The sequence below is a fragment of the Actinomadura sp. NPDC023710 genome (assembly GCF_040639875.1).
GTDB classification, from domain to species: domain Bacteria; phylum Actinomycetota; class Actinomycetes; order Streptosporangiales; family Streptosporangiaceae; genus Spirillospora; species Spirillospora citrea.
Genome location: NZ_JBFAGB010000040.1, coordinates 23,554 through 40,312, shown reverse-complemented (window position 1 = coordinate 40,312; position 16,759 = coordinate 23,554). Strand labels below are relative to the sequence as shown.

Below are 16,759 nucleotides of genomic sequence, written 5' to 3'. Positions count from 1 at the left end.
TGCCGTGAATCACGGTGATGCGTACTATGTACACTACTTAGGCCCGGAGTCAATGCCCGGACACGGACCGCGTCTCAGAGATCCAGCACGAGCCGGTCCGAGAGGCAGCGCGAGACGCACGGCATCATCGTCGCCCCGGCCTCCCGCTCCGCATCGGTCAGCAGGCCGTCGCGATGGTCCGCGACCCCCGCCAGGACGGGCGTCTCGCAGCTTCCGCAGATGCCCTCGCGGCACGCGTTCGGAATCTGGACGCCGGCCTGCTCCAGCGCGTCCATCACGGTCTCGAAGGCGCCGACCTCGACGGTCACCCCGGACCGCGCGCAGTCCACCTCGAAGGCGGTGTCCTCGCCGTCCAGCACCTGATCGCGCGCGGCGGCGAACCGCTCGACGTGCAGGCTCCCGTCCGGCCACGCCTCGCACCGCCGCTCCACCGCCGCGATCAGGCCCTCGGGCCCGCAGCAGTAGACCGCCGTGCCCGGCTCGGGCGCGCCGAGCAGCGCGTCGAGGTCCGGACGGCCGTCGCTGTCCTCGGGGACGATCGTCACAGCGTCTCCGTACCGTGCGAGTTCGGGCAGGAACGCCATCGAGTCCCGGCTCCGCCCTCCGTAGACCAGGCGCCAGGGGATGCCGCCGTCCGCCGCCTGCGCGATCATCGGGAGCAGCGGAGTGATCCCGATGCCGCCCGCCAGGAACAGGTAGCGCGGCGCGTCCTCCAGGGGGAACCGGTTGCGCGGACCGCGCACCCGCACCGTGCGGCCGGGCCGCAACTCCTCGTGCACGTAGGCCGAACCGCCCCGGCCGTCGGGTTCGTACAGGACGGCGATCCGGTAGGCGCCGGTCCCGCCGGGCGCTCCGCACAGCGAGTACTGGCGAACCCATTTGCCGAGGTCGATCTCAAGATGGGCCCCCGGCTGCCACGCAGGCAGCGGCCCGCCGCCGGGAGCGGTCAGCGTGACCGACAGGACCCCGTCCGCCTCCCAGGTCATCGAGCGGACGACCAGTTCGCGTTCGTTCTCCACCATGGGTCCGTACTATGTACGGTACTTTGCATACCCGTCAAGGGGGCGGGGGTTGACATGGCAGAACTCGCCGTACAAAGTACGTAACATTGTTAAAGGAGGTACCGTTGACCACCAACGCCACGTCCCCCGGCCGCTCCCGGCCGGAGCGGCGCCAGCCCGGCCAGGACTGGTCGTCCTGGCCGACCTACGAGAGCGCCGCCCTCGGGTTCCGCGACCACTGGTACCCCGTCCTGTGGACCGAGCAGGTCGGCAAGAAGCCCGTCGCCGTCACCCTGCTCGGCGAGAACATCGCCCTCGTCCGCGAAGGCGAGGAGATCCACGCCCTGCACGACCGGTGCCCCCACCGCGGCGTGCCCCTCTCCCTGGGACGGCGCCAGTTCCCCGGCACGGTCTCCTGCCCGTACCACGGGTGGACCTACGACCTGAAGGACGGCAAGCTCTGCGGCGTCCTCACCGACGGCCCGGACTCGCCCATCAAGGGCCGCGTCAAGGTCCGCACCTACCCCGTCCGGCAGCGCTTCGGCCTGGTCTGGGTCTACATCGGCGACGGTGACCCCCACCCGCTGGACGACGACCTGCCCGAGGAACTGCGCCACAACGCGCTCGTCATCGGCGGCCGCACCGACGTCCGCAAGGGCAACTGGCGGTTCGCCGCGGAGAACGGCTTCGACGAGGGCCACGCCAAGTACCTGCACAACACGGCGCTGTGGCGTTTGTTCAAGGTCATGCCTGCTTGGAACAAGACCCGCGTCGTCGAACGCGGCGAATGGCTCGTCCGCGTCCAGGACGAGGTGCACTGGGAGGCCCGCATGCCCGGCCTCGGCCTGTGGACCAACAAGCGCTGGTGGAAGCGCATGCCGCTGCCCGATGCCCCCGGCAAGGCCCAGAAGGCCAACCCCGTGATCAAGGGCCTCGACCTGCCCGGCTTCGTCTCGATCCGGATGCCCGGCATCCTCCGTGTCGCCTACCCACAGTTCATTCACTACGAGTGGTACGTCCCGGTGGACGCCGACAACGTGCGCTACGTCCAGCTCATGGTGCGCTTCGAGACCGGTGCCCGCGCCGGCCTCTTCAAGCTCAAGTACCTCGCCGCCATCCGCTGGCTGTTCCACGGCCAGTTCACCGCGCAGGACGCCTGGATGGTCGACGTGATGGACGCCCCGCCGGAAAAGCTCTACCGGCCCGACCTGTCCCTCACCGCGTGGCGGCGCAAGGTCGAGCAGAGCGCTCCGAACGTCCAGCCGTACAAGCGGTAGGCACTACCCTCGCTCGAGGAGACCGACGAGACACGGAGCGGCATGGCCAAGAGGGACGCGCGGACGCTCACCCGCGAACGCATCGTCGAGACCGCTGTGCGCATAGGCGACTCCGAGAGCCTGGACACACTGACCGTCCGACGCCTGGCCGGCGAGCTCGGTGTCGGCGCGATGACCCTGTACAGCTACTTCCGCAACAAGGAAGAGATTCTCGACGCGATGGCCGATCACGTCCTCGGCGGGATGGAGGTCCCTCCCGCCGGGACGGACGACCCCATCGACCTGCTTGTGGGATGCGGGCGGGCCTTCCGCGCGATGATGCTCGCCCACCCCTGCGTCGTCCGGCTGCTCTCCACCCGCGTCACCGACAGCATCGACGCCCTGGACGGCGCCATGGAAGCCGTCCTCGACCGGCTGGAGTCGGCGGGGCTCAAGGGGGCGGACGCCACCCGCGCCTACGGTGTCCTCATCACCTACGCGCTCGGCTTCTCCGGCTACCAGACGCCCCGTACCTGGGGCGACGACCCGGAGGGCCGCCGCCAGCGCCACCACTTCTATGCCGGCCTCCCCGCCGACCGCTTCCCCAGCACGGTGAGGCTGGCCCCGGAGCTCCCCACGCTCGCGTCCTCGGAGCAGTTCGAGTTCGGCCTCCGCCTGATAGCGGAGGGGCTGGCCGCCGCCACGCACTGACGGCCCGCCGTGCCCCCGGCGCGGCAGCATCCCGCACCCTCTGGTCTGCGGGGTGCCGTTGACGGGCGGTCACCGGCCGCGGACGAGCGTGGAGTTGCGGTGCGGCCCGGTCGGCTCGCCGAAGCGCGAGTCGCGGGGGAGCCGCCGGAAGTCGCGGCGCACCAGATCGGGCGCGGCCGGCCGCCGTCCCGGCCGGTCAGCGACCGTTGCCACTTCCTTCACCCGCGGGACCACTGATCGCTTGAAGCCCTCACGCTCCATCTCAAGCTCAGCGCGTTCCTTCGGCCACTCGGCCTTCTGCCGGCGCAACCGAGCCAGCTCCTCGCGTTCGGACTCGCCCAGCGCCTGCCCCGCCCCCGATCGGCCTTCACCCAATTGTGCAGCGTGTAGGGATTGATCCCTAGCGGATAGTCACCCGTGCGTCCTTCGAGAACGCCATCAAGGTCAACGCCGCGGTCGGCGGTCGACGAACGCGGTGGTGCACCTGCTGGCGCTGGCCGGGCGGCTGGAGATCGATCTGGAGCTGGACGACTTCGACCGCATTGCGGAGGGCGTCCCGCTGCTGGGCGACCTGATGCCCGCCGGGCGGTCCTGATGGAGGACTTCCACGCGGCGAGTGGCCTGCCCGTCGTGCTCAAGGAACTGGGCGACCTCCTGCACACCGCCGCGCCGACGGTGAACGGCCGGACGCTCGGCGAGAACGTGGACGGCGCCGTCGCCTGGGACCGCGAGGTCATCCGCACCGCCGATGGCCCGCTGCTGCAAGATGCCCGCATCACTGTGCTGCACGGAACCTGGCGCCCTCTGGAGCCGTCATCAAACCCGCGGCCGCGTCGCCGCACCTTCTGCGCCACACCGGAACCGGGCTGGTTTTCGAAGGCATGGACGACTTCCGGGCTCGCATCGACGACCCGGACCTGCCGGTGGAAGCCGGCACTGTCCTGGTGCTGCGGAACGTCGGCCCGCGCGGATTCCCGGGAATGCCCGAGGTCGGGAACCTGCCCCTGCCGAGGAAGCTGCTGGAGGCGGCGTCACCGACATGGTCCGGATCGCCGACGCCCGCGTGAGCGGGACGGCGTTCGGCACGGTCGTGCTGCACGTCACGCCCGAGGCCGCAGCGGGCGGCCCTGGCCGCATCGCGACGGCGACCTGGTCTCCCTCGACGTCGCGGCCGGCACGCTGGATCTGTCGGTCGACGCCGAAGAGATCCAGCGGCGGCTCGCCGCGGCCGTGCCACCGACCGGCTACGCGAGTGTCTACGTCGAGCACGTCCTGCAAGCGGACCGGGGCGCCGACTTCGACTTCCTGGTCGGCCGGCGCGGAACGGCGATGCACGGTGAAAACCACTGACCCCGTGCGCGCCTTGGTGGCCGTGGTGACCGGCGCGGGCAGCGGACTCGGCAGAGCCGTCGCCCGCGCGCTGCTCGACGACGGCCACGCCGTCGTCCTCGCGGGCCGGACGAAGGCGTCTCTAGAAGAGACCGCCGCGAACCGTCCCCGCGCCCACCCGGTCGCGGACCGACGTCCCGTCCGCGTCGCCGGTCCACGCGCTGTTCGCGTCGCTGGCGCTGCACGGACGCATCGACGTCCTGGTCAACAACGCGGGGATCTTCGGCTCCCAAGGCGCCGTCGACGAGGTCGGAGACGCGGACTGGCACGAGGTGCTCGCCGCCAACGTCACCGGCTCCTTCCTCTGCGCGCGCGAGGCGGTGCGCATCATGAAAACGCAGCGGCCGCGCGGCGGCAGGATCATCAACAACGGCTCGCTGTCGGCGCATTCTCGACATGCGCAGGGGCGATGTCGTCCACGACCAGCACCCGTGGTCCGCCCCGATGAGCGGGGGCGTGGGGTGCGGGCTGGGTGGCGTTCCTGCACGGGCTGGTCGCCGACGGCCTGACCGGCATCCAACTGATCAACTCTGACGCGCACGCCGCCCTGGTCGAGGCGATCGGATCGACGCTGACCGGGTCGGGTTGGCACCAGTGCCGCCCCCCACTATCCGCCCCCCGCTGCGTCCCCCAGCCGTGGATCACGCGGGAGTTGGTACACCAATCCGCTGGACGTGACCGGTGGCGGACGCGCGGGCCCGTCAGCGGAGAGGGGCGTTGGTTTCTTCGCGGCCGGCTGTGCCCCGGCTTTCGAGCGTGCCAAGGTTCGCGGCGGCCATGCAGCGAGGCTGCTGGGCATGTTCGCCCAGGGGTGGCGCCAGCGTGGTGAGGTCTCACAGGGTGATGGGGGTGAGGAGTGGAGCACCATCACCTCGGTCAGGTGTTACTCGTGGTGGCCGATGATCGCACGCGAGAAGATGTCCACCGCGAACGCGATGTAGACGACGGCGGCCCAGGTGGTCACGTGCGTGAAGTCGGCCACCTCTCGGCGGTTCGGCGCAGTTGCGGTGAAGTCTCGGCGCAACAGGTGGGCCGCAGGTTCGTGCCTATCCGCGCGCACGGTGGACTACGGCATGGTGCGTCCCCATGGGCGGTGCGCGCGCCGGCTGTCCGTGGGGGACCTCCTCACCCCAATGCGGGGAATCGTGCCCCGTTACCTTTTTGATCGTCCCCGCTCGCGTGGGTGGGGAGCCTGGTCACCCGGCCCGGTATGACTCAAGCCCCCTGTCGTAGGCATGATCCGGGGGGTGTTGTCACCGGGTTCGGGTGGCGTCGGTGGACCGCTCATAGGGGCAAGGCAGCCTTCTGTGACGAAGTGATCGTCTCGCCGTAACGTGGATGCCGGCAGCCGTCGCCAGACCTTCCGTGGCCAGGCCAATCAGCTTGAACCCCGAACGAGGTAGGGCACGACGCCCGAGTACGCGGTGTTTCTGGGGCTGGATGTCGGCAAGGGCGAGCATCACGCCTGCGCTCTGGACCCCTCCGGCAAGAAGCTGCACGACAAGGCATTGCCGAACGATGAGCAGCGGCTGCGGGACCTGTTCGTCAGGCTCGGCCGTCATGGCCGGGTGCTGGTGGTGGTCGATCAGCCCGCCTCGATCGGTGCGCTGCCGGTCGCGGTCGCCCGCGCTGAGGGCTGCCAGGTCGCCTACCTGCCTGGGTTGACGATGCGGCGGCTGGCCGATGTGCATCCAGGCAACGCCAAGACCGACGCCCGCGACGCATATGTGTCGCCGATGCAGCCCGGACCCTCCCGCACACCCTGCGGCGGGTGGATGCCGGTGATGAGACTCTGGCCGAGCTGGAGGTTCTAGTCGGGTACGACGACGACCTGGCGGGCGAGGCCAACCGGCTGGCCAACCGGATCCGCGGCCTGCTGGTCACCATCCACCCTGCCCTGGAGAAGGCACTGGGGCCGCGGCTGCACCACCCCGCTGCCCTGGAGTTGCTGATGCAGTACGGCGGCCCAGACGGGCTGCGGGCCGCCACCACCGACCATTTGCTGGCCACCGCCAAGCCACTGGCACCTCGGATGGCGCCGCAGCTGGTCCAGGCGGTGAAGACCGCACTGGAGGCTCAGACCGTCGTCGTCCCCGGCACCTCCGCGGCCGGCACGGTGCTGCCGCGCCTGGCCCGCTCGCTGCGCTCGGTGCATGAGCAGCGCGCCCAGGTCGCCGAGCAGGTGGAGAGGATCCCTGATGCGCTCCCTCTCGCCCGGGTCCTGACCACGATGCCGGGGATCGTGGTCAGGATCGCCGCACGAATCCTGCTGGAGATCGGCGACATCGCCGCCTTCGCTACTCCCGGGCATCTGGCCGCCTACGCCGGCCTGGCCCCGGTCACAAAACGCTCCGGCTCCTCGATCAAGGGCGAACACCCGCCCAAGGGCGGCAACAAGGCCCTCAATCGAGCCATGTTCCTGTCCGCGTTCGCCTCCCTGTCTGACCCCGTGAGCAGGACCTACTACGCCAAGAAACACAACGAAGGCAAGAAGTACAACGCCGCCCTCATCTGCCTGGCCCGCCGCCGCAGCGACGTCGTCTACGCCATGTTCCGCGACAAGCAGCCCTACCAACCCGATCGCAAACCTGCAGCCCAAGCGGCATGATCCACCCAAGGAGCTGACACTGCTCAAGGAGGGCAATGAGCCAGTACTTCCAGATCGGCGAACGAGTCCTCTGGAATCCCGCCACAGGCGTCGCTCAAGTCTTCCTGCGGGCAGCAGAGTCGCTCGCCACGCTCACAGGCCTTCCACCAGGACTGGGCCCGATGCAGGCAGACGAGTGCGAGATCGACCTTGAGGTCTTCAGCACGTTCGTCGACACCCTCATCGACCGATACGCGCGCTCGAACCACGTCATCCTCCGGTCCCTTATGGAGGGATTCACCGCCACCGCCATCGTCCTGGTCGACCGCGGCGGTGGTCAGCTACCAGCACTGGAATCCTCGAACGACCCCAGCATCACAGCGCTGGTCGAGCTCAGCCGACGCCACCACGTTGCGATGGTCACCTGAGACAGCCCACCCGAAGCTCGGCGAAGTTGACGAATCCCATAGGGACACCCCCCGCAAACAGCCCCGCCCGAGGTGGCCGGGGCGCGCGAGCGCGAGCCGCCGCAGATCGTCCTGAACTCGCAGGCGCCGCATCGCCCTGTCAGCCCGCATCAGCCAGGCCGCGATCACAACACATGGATGCGAACGGGCGACGCCCTCGCACCCCATCGCCCCCTGGACGCTCAGCGCTTCGTGGTCTTTTGAATCGATATATCCGGCCAGGGCGGCCGACGTAGTACCGCCGCAGTCGCCAGCCCCGCGGCGATGAGCCCGATCAACCCGCCCAGTAGCGCCGTCCGAGTTCCGTCGACCGCTGGCGTCCAGGACGCCTTGCCGTCGCGGACCACGAAAACGCCGAGGGGCGTGGCCCGCGGGCGCCTGCCGCCTCTGACGTTGGCGACCGGAATCACCGTGGCACCATCGGGCCTGTCATATGGCTCACCGAAGACACGCTGCGCAGCCTCACGGCTGCGCAGCCGTTCCAGGTCTTCTCCTGCTCCCATTCGGCCTCCCCGCCTCGCGCCCACGCTAGTCGAGCCCTGCACATCTGGTCCCCCGTATCCAGGACGCTCGGAGGCGGCGCCAAGCTCCGGGCTGAGAGCGGTCGATGAGGGGTGGCTTGATCACAAGCCGGAGACACCCGCAGTGCGACTCGCCGCGCCACGTCAGCATGGCAATGGCATGGGGCGGGCCGACCGAGGAAAAGCTTCAGCGGGCACTCGATATGACAAGTTCTGCGTCTGACGCCGATGACGATTCGGTGGGGTGGAGACCCCGGTCAGAGCCGAACGCCGTGAAGATTGCGAATAACCGCATCAGGACTTCACCTCGTAGGCGCGAATGAACGTCTGGGTCACGGTGTTGCCGTCGGCATCGGTCGCCTTGATCCGCAGGGAGACGAACCCGGGGGCGTCCGGGTTGCTCACGGTCGCGGTCCAGGTGCCGTCCTCTTCGGCGGACGAGGCCGTCTGCCAGGTGTTGCCGTCGTCGTCGGACGTCTCGACCGACATCGAAGTGATCTCGGGCGTCGGCAGGTCTTGAACCGGCTGCACCTTCACGGGGATCCGCAGTTGGGAACCCGGCGCGGCGGCATTCGCGTCGTTCAGACCGGCGATCGCGAGCCGCAGCAGGTGCAGCGGAAGGGTCTGCTCCTCCCAGTCGATGTGGTGCGATTCGAACGACCACTCGGTCTTGGTCGCGGTGGAGAACTTGGCGATCTCGGTGTTGGCGGTGCGGTCCCAGGTGAGGGTATAACGCTTGGACTCGGGCGGAAGGTCGGCATACAGCTGCCCTGTACCGGTGGCGATCGTCTGGCCGTCGGCGGCGAGGGTGAGCTCGTTGGTCGTGCGGTCCATCGAACCGGTCCGTCCGGACGAATCGACGTACCCTCCTGGGGCGATCACCGAGAGCTGGCCGCCAGAGGTGCGCCGCGGTTCCGCTCCCACGCCGAAGTCACCCGTGGTGAGGACCGCGCCGTTCCAGACGTCGTCGCGTTCCCCCTGTTGTGCGGCGGTCCGGTAGTCGGCGATCTGCGCCCAGTTCCCGTAGCCGATTCCGTAGCCCAACTCTCGGCTGTAACTCAGTCCAGGCTCGATGTAGGTGGTGACCGTCTGCGGGAAGGTCACGTTCATTCGCATCTCGTCGACGTAACCGCCCGTCACGTTGAGGCCGCCGGACCTGGAGAGATTCACCGAGCGGAAGTGATTGCGGGTGACACTCAGCTCGCCCGGGCTCGGGTGCCACACCGTGGCCGGCGGTATACGGCCCGCGAAGTACCGGCTCAAGATGTAGGCCGCGCCCGGCCCATCGGTCGCGTCACGCTTGCCCCACCCCGTGACCTGGAAGCCGACGTTCTCCTCGACCTCGTCGGGACCGTGCCAGACGGCGAAGACCGAGCCTTCGGGGCCCTCGGCGGTGAACCGGTACCACGGGGTGTCGTACCAGGCCTCGACCATGCCGGAAACGCCGATGCCCTGCGGACTGAGCTCGACCGGCTCGCCCTCGCGGGCGTCCATCCTCAGGTCGAAGTCTCGGTCATCGACCGTGATCCGGTGGTTGATCAGGGTCTGGCCCGCACCGGTGGCGATGGCAGTGGTGACGTCGTAGGTACCGGGCGGCAGCTCGAAGACGCCGCTGCCGTTCTCGACCTTGCGCTCCCAGCGGCCGCCGTCCGAAATGCTCCAGGCGTAAACCCAGGTCGGACGCGTTGGAGCGGTGCCGTTGCGGTCGATCAGATTGACCGCAACGTTGTATTGCTCCTGGCCGACCTCGGCCCCAAGCGTGGTGGTCACCTTTGTTGCGCCGTCGGTTCCCGTGGCCACCAGCGCCCCGAGATAGCGGCCTTGGGGGATCCCGGCACCCCGAAAGGTCAGTGTCACCTGCGCGCTTCCCTGGGCGGGAACGGTTACATGGTCAGGCACCTCGAAGAGCCCGGCGTGGGCCTTGGTCGCTTCCCCGTCGGGACCGTTCAGGGTGGCGGACAACCGCAGTCTGACAGATGTGGTCCCGGTGTTGCGGTAGGTGAGGGTGTGGCGCCGTGTCAGGTCGGGGATGCCGGGCGAGGCCAGGTCGGCGTTGACGGAGTCGGCGGAGGCGGTGACGGACCCGACCGGAGGAGCGGGGGCGGGGGCGGGGGCGGGGCCATGGAGGTCGACCGATACCGCCGTGGAGCCCAACGGCTGACCTGCGGCGGAGGTGACCTGGACGGTGCCGTGATACGCGCCGGGTTTGACCCCGTGGCCCCGCAGTTCCAGGTTCGTCCTGGCCTCTCGACCGGCGCGCACGGTCACGGAACCCGCCGACAACTTCGCCAGCGCGGCAGGGGCCGCGTGTCCGGAACGGTCTCGCAGCGCGACCCTCAATCGGATTCTTAGGGTACTGCGTGTGTTGTTGCGGTAGGTGATGGCCCGGCTGACCGGCTCGACCGTGGTTCCGGACCAGGTCAACGGGACGAACATGCGACGCGGAGCGACCGTGAACGGGGCCTTCGAACGTTCGGAGGTCACTTCGTACGGTCGCGGCGTACGGTCTGTGGAGGTCGTTCCCGCGACGGCCGGACTCGCTCCGGAAACGGCCGCCAACGTGTTCACCACCAGGGTCAACGTGACCGAGACGGTAATGCTGGCACGACTTTTCACGCCATCACCTCATCGGGGGAAAGAAGCCCAAATGATCAACGTACAGAAAGCAGGACGCGGGAGTGAATACTCCGGTTTACAGCGGATTTAACCTGCTTCCAGGTGGCCTGTTAGGGCGCGATGAAACAGGCGTCCCCCGGCACCTGGCGGCGGGCTTGCGCTGGTGTTGCTCCGTTCCTGACAGGCCGCAGCCTGGAGGCCTGGACGAGCTATGGTCCGGCGCATGGCATCTCGCTGCTCGAATGCCCGCCAAGCCCGGTCAGCGCCTACCTAGGGAAAGCGGGCCTCTTTGCCCTGCTGCCCTACGCCAGCGCGTGACAGTTCCTTTCGGAACCGCTGAGCCGACAACGGGCCGACACTGACCGTCGACGACCTTATGGCTTCATCTCCAGCGACCCGACCTGAGCTGCGTGGACGGAGTCTTTCGGCATGCGCGGGCTTCGTAGGGCCGCTCGTCTGCGTGCGCGGGGGTGCTGCCGCGCTCGTCCTGGTGACAGCAATGATCCCGCGTCCAGGCGAGACTCCGAACAACTGGTGAGCGAACAGCGGGCCGCTCCGCCCCGCGAATCCCCGCCGGCCCGGCCTCAGCCCTGATCTGGGCGCCGGACGCTGTGGATGTGCGGCGGCGGCGGGCAGAGTCAGGCGGTCGCTCGCGAGCGTGCTTCGGCGGCCCAGTGGGGTGCGTTCCATTGGTCGGCGATGGCGGCGGCCTGGGCGAAGTGGTCGGCGGCCTCGTGGTCGCGGCCGAGGAGGACGGCCAGCTCGCCGAGGGTGTGGGAGACCGGTCGCAGCGCCACCGCCGTGCTCTCGGCGCCCGCGGGGGGACCGTTGCGGTGTGGGAGCAGCGTCGCGTAGACCTCCTCGGCCGCGTCGCGGTCGTTCAGGGCGACGATCGCCATCGCGCGCAGCGTTGTGAGGAAGGTGAAGAAGAAGTCGGGGCGGATCGGGCCGGATGACGCGCGGACCTCGCGGGCTTCGGTGTCCAGGCCGTTGGCGTGCAGGGCGAGGGCGAGCAGGTCGGTGGTCATGGGGTCGAGCACGGCGTGGACGGCGCGCACGTCGTCCAGATGCGCTCCGAGCGTGCCGTCGTTCAGCCAGATGACGGCCAGGGCGAGCTGGAGAAAGCCCGCGGCGTGCACCGATCCGGTGCGCCGCATGCCCTCGCCGGCCTTGTTGTAGAGGTGTGCGGCGTCGGCGAACCGGCCTTCGATGACCGCCAGGGCCGCCAGCGTGATCTCGGCGACGGCGATCGCCTCGGGCATCCGGTAGGTGTGTGCGAGCTCCAGGGCCTCGGCGGTCACCCGGCGCATGGTCACCGGGTCGTTGGCGGCGGCGGCGACGGCGGCATGGTTGAGCCGCCCGGTGACGCGGTACACCGGCAGGTCGTGCTCCGTGCCGATCTCCACGAGCTCCTGGGAGAGCTCGGCGTCGCCCTGGACTTCGGCCAGGATCTCGAGTGCCGCGGCCCGCAGGTGGGGGCCGGTGGCGAGGTCGAGGGCCTCCTGCGCCGCCTCCAGAACGGTCGGGTCGTCCTCGCCGATCAGCTCGTTCGCGTACGCCGTCAGGAGGCGGGACCGCACCGACGGGGCCAGTTCGCGCTCGAGCAGGCGGCTCAGGCGGTCGACGATGGGCCGGTCCACCGTTCCGTACGTACGGGCCTGCCAAGGGGTCGGCTCCGTCCACGCGGTGAATGCGGCGATCATCAGGTCGTCGCGGCCCAAGGACTCCGCGTACTCCACGGCTTCACGGCGTGTCTCGCGGGCGGCCGCGATGGCTCCCGCCCTGATCTGCGCGCGCAGGAGCCTGCCGAGCAGTTCGACGTGTTCGTCCGGTCCGGTCGAGTTGGCGACGGCGTCGCTGAGGAGGCAGGCCGCCACGTCGTGGGCGTAGCGGGCCTCGGCGAGTTCGGCGGCTTGGACGCAGTAGCCGACGGCCTTGGGCGAGCCGGCGCGCGCGTAGTGGTGGGCCAGCGCCGCGATGTCGTCGGTGCCTTCGAGAGCGGCGGCGATCCGGGAGTGCATCCGGGCTGCGCGGAGGCGGCTGAGGTCGGCGACGAGCGTGTCCCTGACGAGGGCGTGGACGAAGCGGACGAGGCCTGGGCGGGGCTCGTCGAGGAGCCCGGAGATGACGCCCGCGTCGAGCGCGTCCAGCACGCCGTCCTCGTCGGTGTCGGCGGCCTTGACGAGGACGTCCACCGGGCTCTCCCGGCCGGCGACCGCGGCGAGCCGGAGGATGGACACGGCTCCCTCGGGCAGGCGCGCGAGCCGGCGGCGGAGGACGTCCCGCACGCCTTCGGGGACCTCGGAGAGGGCGACCAGCGCCCCTTCGCCGTTCAGCAGCCGGGCGCTTTCGCGCACGTAGAAGGGGTTGCCGCCGGTGCGCTCGGCGATCCCGGCGATGGTCTCCTCGTCCGCTTCGCATTCGGTCCGCACGAGCTCCGCGACGGCCTCGTCGCTCAGACCCGGCAGCGCCAGGCGGAGCGGTGCGGCACGCGCGAGCGAGGCCAGCATTTCGGTGAGGTGCCCGCTCTCGTCCGCGCGGTACGCGGCGACGACCAGGATCGGGGCCCGCAGGCCGAGGCCGCCGCCGAGCAGCTCCAGCGTCGCGGCGTCGGCCCAGTGCAGGTCGTCCAGCACGACGGCGACCGGGCGTTCCGCGGCGACCTCCGCGAGCCACTTCCATATGGCCTGGCGCAGGCGGAACCGTCCGGCGGTGGCGTCGGCGTTCACCGGTCCGGTGTCGGTGAGCAGCGGCGAGAGGTCGTCGGCGAACTCGCCCGGGGCCGTGGTCGCGGCGACGGCTCTCAGCGCCTCGGTCCAGGCCCACGCGGGCGGCGCGCTGTCGACCTCGAGGCAGCGGCCGACGGCGACCAGCCACCCCTCCCGTTCGAGCCGCTTGCCCAGGTGCTCCAGCAGCGTCGACTTGCCGAGCCCGGCCTCGCCGGTGACGAGGGCGACGCGCACGCCGTCGGTGACGGCCTGCGCGGCAGCCGTGACCAGCGCCGACACCTGTGCCTGGCGTCCGACGAACGGAGCCTCGCCGATCGGAGCCGGCTCCGGGGGAGGGGCCGTCCGCGGCGGCGGGGCGGCGAGCGGTGGGGTGGGCGCCGGCGGTGTCCGGGGCACGATCGCGCGCAGGACGTCGGTGCGCTGGGTGAGGATCGCCTTTTCCAACGCCGTAAGGTCCGGGCCGGGGTCGAGCCCCAGCTCCTCGGCCAGGACGCCGCGGGCGCGGCGGAGAGTCGCCAGCGCGTCGGCCTGGCGGCCGCTGCTCCACAGTGCCAGGGCGTGCAGCCGCCAGCCCTCCTCGCGCAGCGGCTCGTCGCGGGTGAGCCGCTCGGCCTCGGGAACCATCGCGGTGGGGTCGCCGATGCGCAGACCCGCCGCGACGTGCAGCTCGGTGGCGGTCAGTCGCAGCTCGTTCAGCCGGGCCGTCTCGACGGCGGCCCACGGCTCGTCGGCGACCTCGGCGAACGCCGGTCCCCGCCACAGCCCTAGCGCCTCGGCGAGCCGGGCCTTCGCGGTGCGCGGGTCGGTGTCGGTCCGGGCACGGTCGAGTAGATCCTCGAACCGCCATGCGTCCACCGACTCCGGGGGAAGCCGCAGCGCGTACCCGGGTGCGGCGCTCACCAGCAACCGGGCCGGTGTGCGCGGCGGACGTCCGGGCTCCAGCAGCCGGCGGAGGTTGGACACGTAGGCCTGCAAGGACATCAGCGCCCGCGCGGGTGGCTCCCCCCGCCACAGATCCTCGATCATCCGGTCGACCGGCACGACCTGCCCGCGAGCCGCCACCAGCAGGGCCAGCACGCCCCGCTGCCGCGGGCCGCCGAGGTGGACGGACTCACCGTTCACCTCGGTCGCGAACGCGCCCAGCACCCGGATGAAGACCATGACCCGCACATCGTACGGGGACCGCTCCAAGTCGGCTCCAAGTCCCCTCCAAACGCCCGGGAGCAGCCTGAACACCTCGCCACCGGCCGGGTGCGGCCGGTGGCGAGGCCCGTCCGAACATCAAAGGAGAAGAACGATGTCACTGAAGCGCATCAACACCGTCCTGGCCATCGCCGTCGTCCTGTTCACCTTCTACCTCGGGGTGTCCTTCCTCCTGTCCCCCGAAACGCAGGCGCCGGGCTTCGGCCTGCCGAGCTGGCCTTCCGGCGACGGCGGCGGCTTCCTCGTCGTGAAGGGCAACCGCGAGAACGCGATGGGCCTGGCCATGGGCCTCCTGCTGGTGACCGGTCACCGCCGTGCCCTCGGCCAGGTCCTGTTGATGGTGGCCGTCGCCCCGTTCAGCGACATGATCACCGTCCTGGCCCACCACGGCTCCACGTCCGCCGCGTTCGGCATCCACGGCCTGACCTCGGCACTGATCGCGACCACGGGCCTGCTGATCCTCCGCGAGACCGGCAAGGCCCGCAAGGTCCCCGAGAGCGCCGCGGTCCCCGAGGCCGTCGTGCCGGTGCCCGCCGCGCACTCCGTCTGACGCCTGCACGTCGCCCACCACGCCCAGTCCCGTCCCTGAAAGGGAGCCACCATGACCGTGGAGCTGAATCACACCATCGTCCCCGCCCGTGATCCGCAAGTTTCGGCGCAGTTACTGGCCGACATCCTCGGCCTGAGCGTCGAGCCGCCGGTGGCGCACTTCACGCCGGTCACGCTGGCCAACCAGGCCACCCTGGACTAGGACCGGTTGGACGACTTCGAGCCGCACCACTACGCGTTCATGCTCAGCGAGCAGGAATTCAGCGCAGCACTCGCCCGCATCCGCGGAATAACCCATTAAGACGTCCCTCTGACAACTGCACCAAGACCCTCTCCAATACGCACTGAGAAATCGAAGAGGAAGACGACGATGACGATCAACGATGTGCGCGGCGTGCTCAAAGGGCGCGTGCTCCTGCCTGATGACGACGGCTTCGAGCAGGCGGCCACCGCGTGGAACCTCACGGTCAGGCAGCCGGTCGCGGCGGTCGTGGAGGCCGCGGACGCCGACGACGTGGTGGCGCTCGTACGTTACGCCCGGCGGGCGGGTTTGACGGTGGCCGCGCAGCCGACCGGGCATGGCGCCTCGGGCGATGTGGAAGGCCTGATCCTGCTGCGTACCGGTCTGCTGAACGAGGTGGTGGTACGCGCGGAGAAGCGAGTGGTCCGGGTGGGCGCGGGCGTGCAATGGGGGCAGGTGCAGGCGGCGGCCGGTCCGCTGGGGCTGGCCGGCCTGTCGGGTAGCGCGCCGGGGGTCGGTGTGACCGGCTACACCCTGGGCGGCGGGGTCGGCTGGTTCAGCCGCAAGTACGGCCTCGCCTCCGGCAGTGTGCGGGCCATCGACATCGTGGACGCCGACGGCGAGCCCGGCCGGGTGACCGCCGAGTCCGATCCCGAGCTGTTCTGGGCGCTCCGCGGCGGGGGCGGGGACTTCGCGATGGTGACCGCCCTCGAACTCGAGTTGTATCCGGTGCCCACCATGTACGGCGGGCGCGTCGTCTGGCCCGAGCACCGGACCAGTGAGGTGTACGACGCGCTCCTGGAGATCACCGCCGAGGCACCGCGTGAGCTCAGCGTCTGGTTCAACCGGTTCCAGGCGCCTGGCGCACCGCCGATGGTCACGCTGGATCTGGCCTACCTGGGTGAGGCGGCTCCGGCGAAGGACCTGCTGGTGCGCCTCGACAAGATCGAGGGCGCGATCTCCGACAGCCGTGGTGTCGTCCCGGTCGCCGGCCTGGGTGCCATCTCTCCCGAGCCCATCGACCCGACCCCCTCCATCAGCCGCGTGGAGCTACTCACGGGCCTGGGCGCCGACGCGGGGGAGCTCCTGCTGTCCAAACCGGTCGAACCGCTCATCAACCTGCAGATCAGGAACCTGGGCGGGGCGCTCGCCGAGCCGGGCGTCGGAGCCGGGGCGAGCGGCGCGGTGGCTGAGCCGTACCTGCTGAGCCTGGTGGGGCTCGGCCTGCCGCACATGGCCGACGCGACGCGTGCCAAGCAGGCGGAGGTGGTGGCGGACCTGAAGGCCCGCATCAGCGGCCGCAAGCCGTACACCTTGCTGTCTCCCGGTGAGACGGCGGCCGAGTCCTTCTCCGGCGGCGCGCTCGCACGCCTGCGAGAGATCAAGCGGGCCCGCGACCCGCATAACGTGTTCCGCGCCAACTACCCGGTGCTCGGATAGACCGGTTCCCAGCAGGTCACGGCTCTTCCGCCCTCCGGGGCGGAGGAGC

At 70.2% G+C, this 16,759-nt stretch carries 12 protein-coding genes and 4 pseudogenes; 12 read left to right on the top strand and 4 right to left on the bottom strand.

Going from position 1 to position 16,759, the window contains the following annotated elements; all coding sequences use genetic code 11:
- Positions 1-74: 74 nt before the first annotated feature.
- Positions 75-1,022 (bottom strand): PDR/VanB family oxidoreductase, encoded by a 948-nt coding sequence (locus tag AB0H37_RS35275; protein WP_360617045.1) that lies wholly within the window; start codon positions 1,020-1,022, stop codon positions 75-77.
- A gap of 104 nt (positions 1,023-1,126) precedes the next feature.
- Between AB0H37_RS35275 and AB0H37_RS35270 the strand changes: the two genes are divergently transcribed.
- Together AB0H37_RS35270 and AB0H37_RS35265 are read left to right on the top strand one after the other, a co-directional pair.
- Entirely contained in the window at positions 1,127-2,278 is a 1,152-nt protein-coding gene (locus AB0H37_RS35270; protein ID WP_329092007.1) for a Rieske 2Fe-2S domain-containing protein, read from the top strand.
- A 42-nt stretch (positions 2,279-2,320) separates the two neighbouring features.
- Positions 2,321-2,968: a TetR/AcrR family transcriptional regulator gene (locus tag AB0H37_RS35265; RefSeq protein WP_329092005.1), complete on the top strand. Its 648-nt coding sequence runs from the start codon at positions 2,321-2,323 to the stop codon at positions 2,966-2,968.
- Between the two features lie 69 nt (positions 2,969-3,037).
- Here the strand turns inward: AB0H37_RS35265 and AB0H37_RS35260 are convergent, their stop codons facing one another.
- On the bottom strand, positions 3,038-3,343 hold the full coding sequence (locus tag AB0H37_RS35260) for a hypothetical protein (RefSeq protein ID WP_360617044.1): 306 nt from the start codon (positions 3,341-3,343) through the stop codon (positions 3,038-3,040).
- A gap of 100 nt (positions 3,344-3,443) precedes the next feature.
- On the opposite strand from AB0H37_RS35260, the pseudogene AB0H37_RS35255 reads away from it, so the two are divergent.
- The 7 genes and pseudogenes from AB0H37_RS35255 to AB0H37_RS35225 form a co-directional block, all read left to right on the top strand.
- A pseudogene (locus AB0H37_RS35255) lies at positions 3,444-4,037 on the top strand (dihydroxy-acid dehydratase); the annotation flags it as partial.
- An 80-nt stretch (positions 4,038-4,117) separates the two neighbouring features.
- On the top strand, positions 4,118-4,318 hold the full coding sequence (locus AB0H37_RS35250; protein WP_360617078.1) for a hypothetical protein: 201 nt from the start codon (positions 4,118-4,120) through the stop codon (positions 4,316-4,318).
- A pseudogene (locus AB0H37_RS35245) lies at positions 4,305-4,403 on the top strand (ketoreductase); the annotation flags it as partial. The gene AB0H37_RS35250 and the pseudogene AB0H37_RS35245, both read left to right, overlap by 14 nt.
- A gap of 115 nt (positions 4,404-4,518) precedes the next feature.
- Positions 4,519-4,866 carry an SDR family NAD(P)-dependent oxidoreductase gene (locus AB0H37_RS35240; protein WP_360617077.1) on the top strand — a complete coding sequence of 116 codons (348 nt, stop codon included), beginning with the start codon at positions 4,519-4,521 and terminating at the stop codon, positions 4,864-4,866.
- Positions 4,818-4,958 (top strand): annotated as a pseudogene (locus AB0H37_RS35235) (transposase); the annotation flags it as partial. The gene AB0H37_RS35240 and the pseudogene AB0H37_RS35235, both read left to right, overlap by 49 nt.
- An 823-nt stretch (positions 4,959-5,781) precedes the next feature.
- Positions 5,782-6,965: pseudogene (locus tag AB0H37_RS35230) on the top strand (IS110 family transposase).
- Positions 6,966-7,000: 35 nt separating this feature from the next.
- A complete protein-coding gene (locus AB0H37_RS35225) occupies positions 7,001-7,372 on the top strand; it encodes a DUF6086 family protein (RefSeq protein ID WP_360617043.1) in 372 nt (123 codons plus the stop codon).
- Between the two features lie 854 nt (positions 7,373-8,226).
- On the opposite strand, the gene AB0H37_RS35220 is transcribed toward AB0H37_RS35225, so the two are convergent.
- Together AB0H37_RS35220 and AB0H37_RS35215 are read right to left on the bottom strand one after the other, a co-directional pair.
- A complete protein-coding gene (locus AB0H37_RS35220; RefSeq protein WP_360617042.1) occupies positions 8,227-10,548 on the bottom strand; it encodes a hypothetical protein in 2,322 nt (773 codons plus the stop codon).
- 638 nt (positions 10,549-11,186) lie between these two features.
- Positions 11,187-14,468 (bottom strand): BTAD domain-containing putative transcriptional regulator, encoded by a 3,282-nt coding sequence (locus tag AB0H37_RS35215; RefSeq protein ID WP_360617041.1) that lies wholly within the window; start codon positions 14,466-14,468, stop codon positions 11,187-11,189.
- Positions 14,469-14,574: 106 nt separating this feature from the next.
- On the opposite strand from AB0H37_RS35215, the gene AB0H37_RS35210 reads away from it, so the two are divergent.
- From AB0H37_RS35210 to AB0H37_RS35200, 3 genes are all read left to right on the top strand, one after another.
- Positions 14,575-15,030 (top strand): DUF4267 domain-containing protein, encoded by a 456-nt coding sequence (locus AB0H37_RS35210; RefSeq protein ID WP_360617040.1) that lies wholly within the window; start codon positions 14,575-14,577, stop codon positions 15,028-15,030.
- 51 nt (positions 15,031-15,081) lie between these two features.
- On the top strand, positions 15,082-15,231 hold the full coding sequence (locus AB0H37_RS35205) for a hypothetical protein (RefSeq protein WP_360617039.1): 150 nt from the start codon (positions 15,082-15,084) through the stop codon (positions 15,229-15,231).
- A gap of 183 nt (positions 15,232-15,414) precedes the next feature.
- Positions 15,415-16,710, top strand: a complete 1,296-nt coding sequence (locus AB0H37_RS35200; RefSeq protein ID WP_360617038.1) for an FAD-binding oxidoreductase — start codon at positions 15,415-15,417, stop codon at positions 16,708-16,710.
- The last annotated feature ends 49 nt before the right edge of the window (positions 16,711-16,759 follow it).

Excerpts from the sequence above, each read along its gene's own strand:
- AB0H37_RS35275 (WP_360617045.1), bottom strand. The coding sequence starts at position 1,022 with ATGGTGGAGAACGAACGCGAACTGGTCGTCCGCTCGATGACCTGGGAG.
- AB0H37_RS35265 (WP_329092005.1), top strand. The coding sequence starts at position 2,321 with ATGGCCAAGAGGGACGCGCGGACGCTCACCCGCGAACGCATCGTCGAG.
- AB0H37_RS35225 (WP_360617043.1), top strand. The coding sequence starts at position 7,001 with ATGAGCCAGTACTTCCAGATCGGCGAACGAGTCCTCTGGAATCCCGCC.
- AB0H37_RS35210 (WP_360617040.1), top strand. The coding sequence starts at position 14,575 with ATGTCACTGAAGCGCATCAACACCGTCCTGGCCATCGCCGTCGTCCTG.
- AB0H37_RS35205 (WP_360617039.1), top strand. The coding sequence starts at position 15,082 with ATGACCGTGGAGCTGAATCACACCATCGTCCCCGCCCGTGATCCGCAA.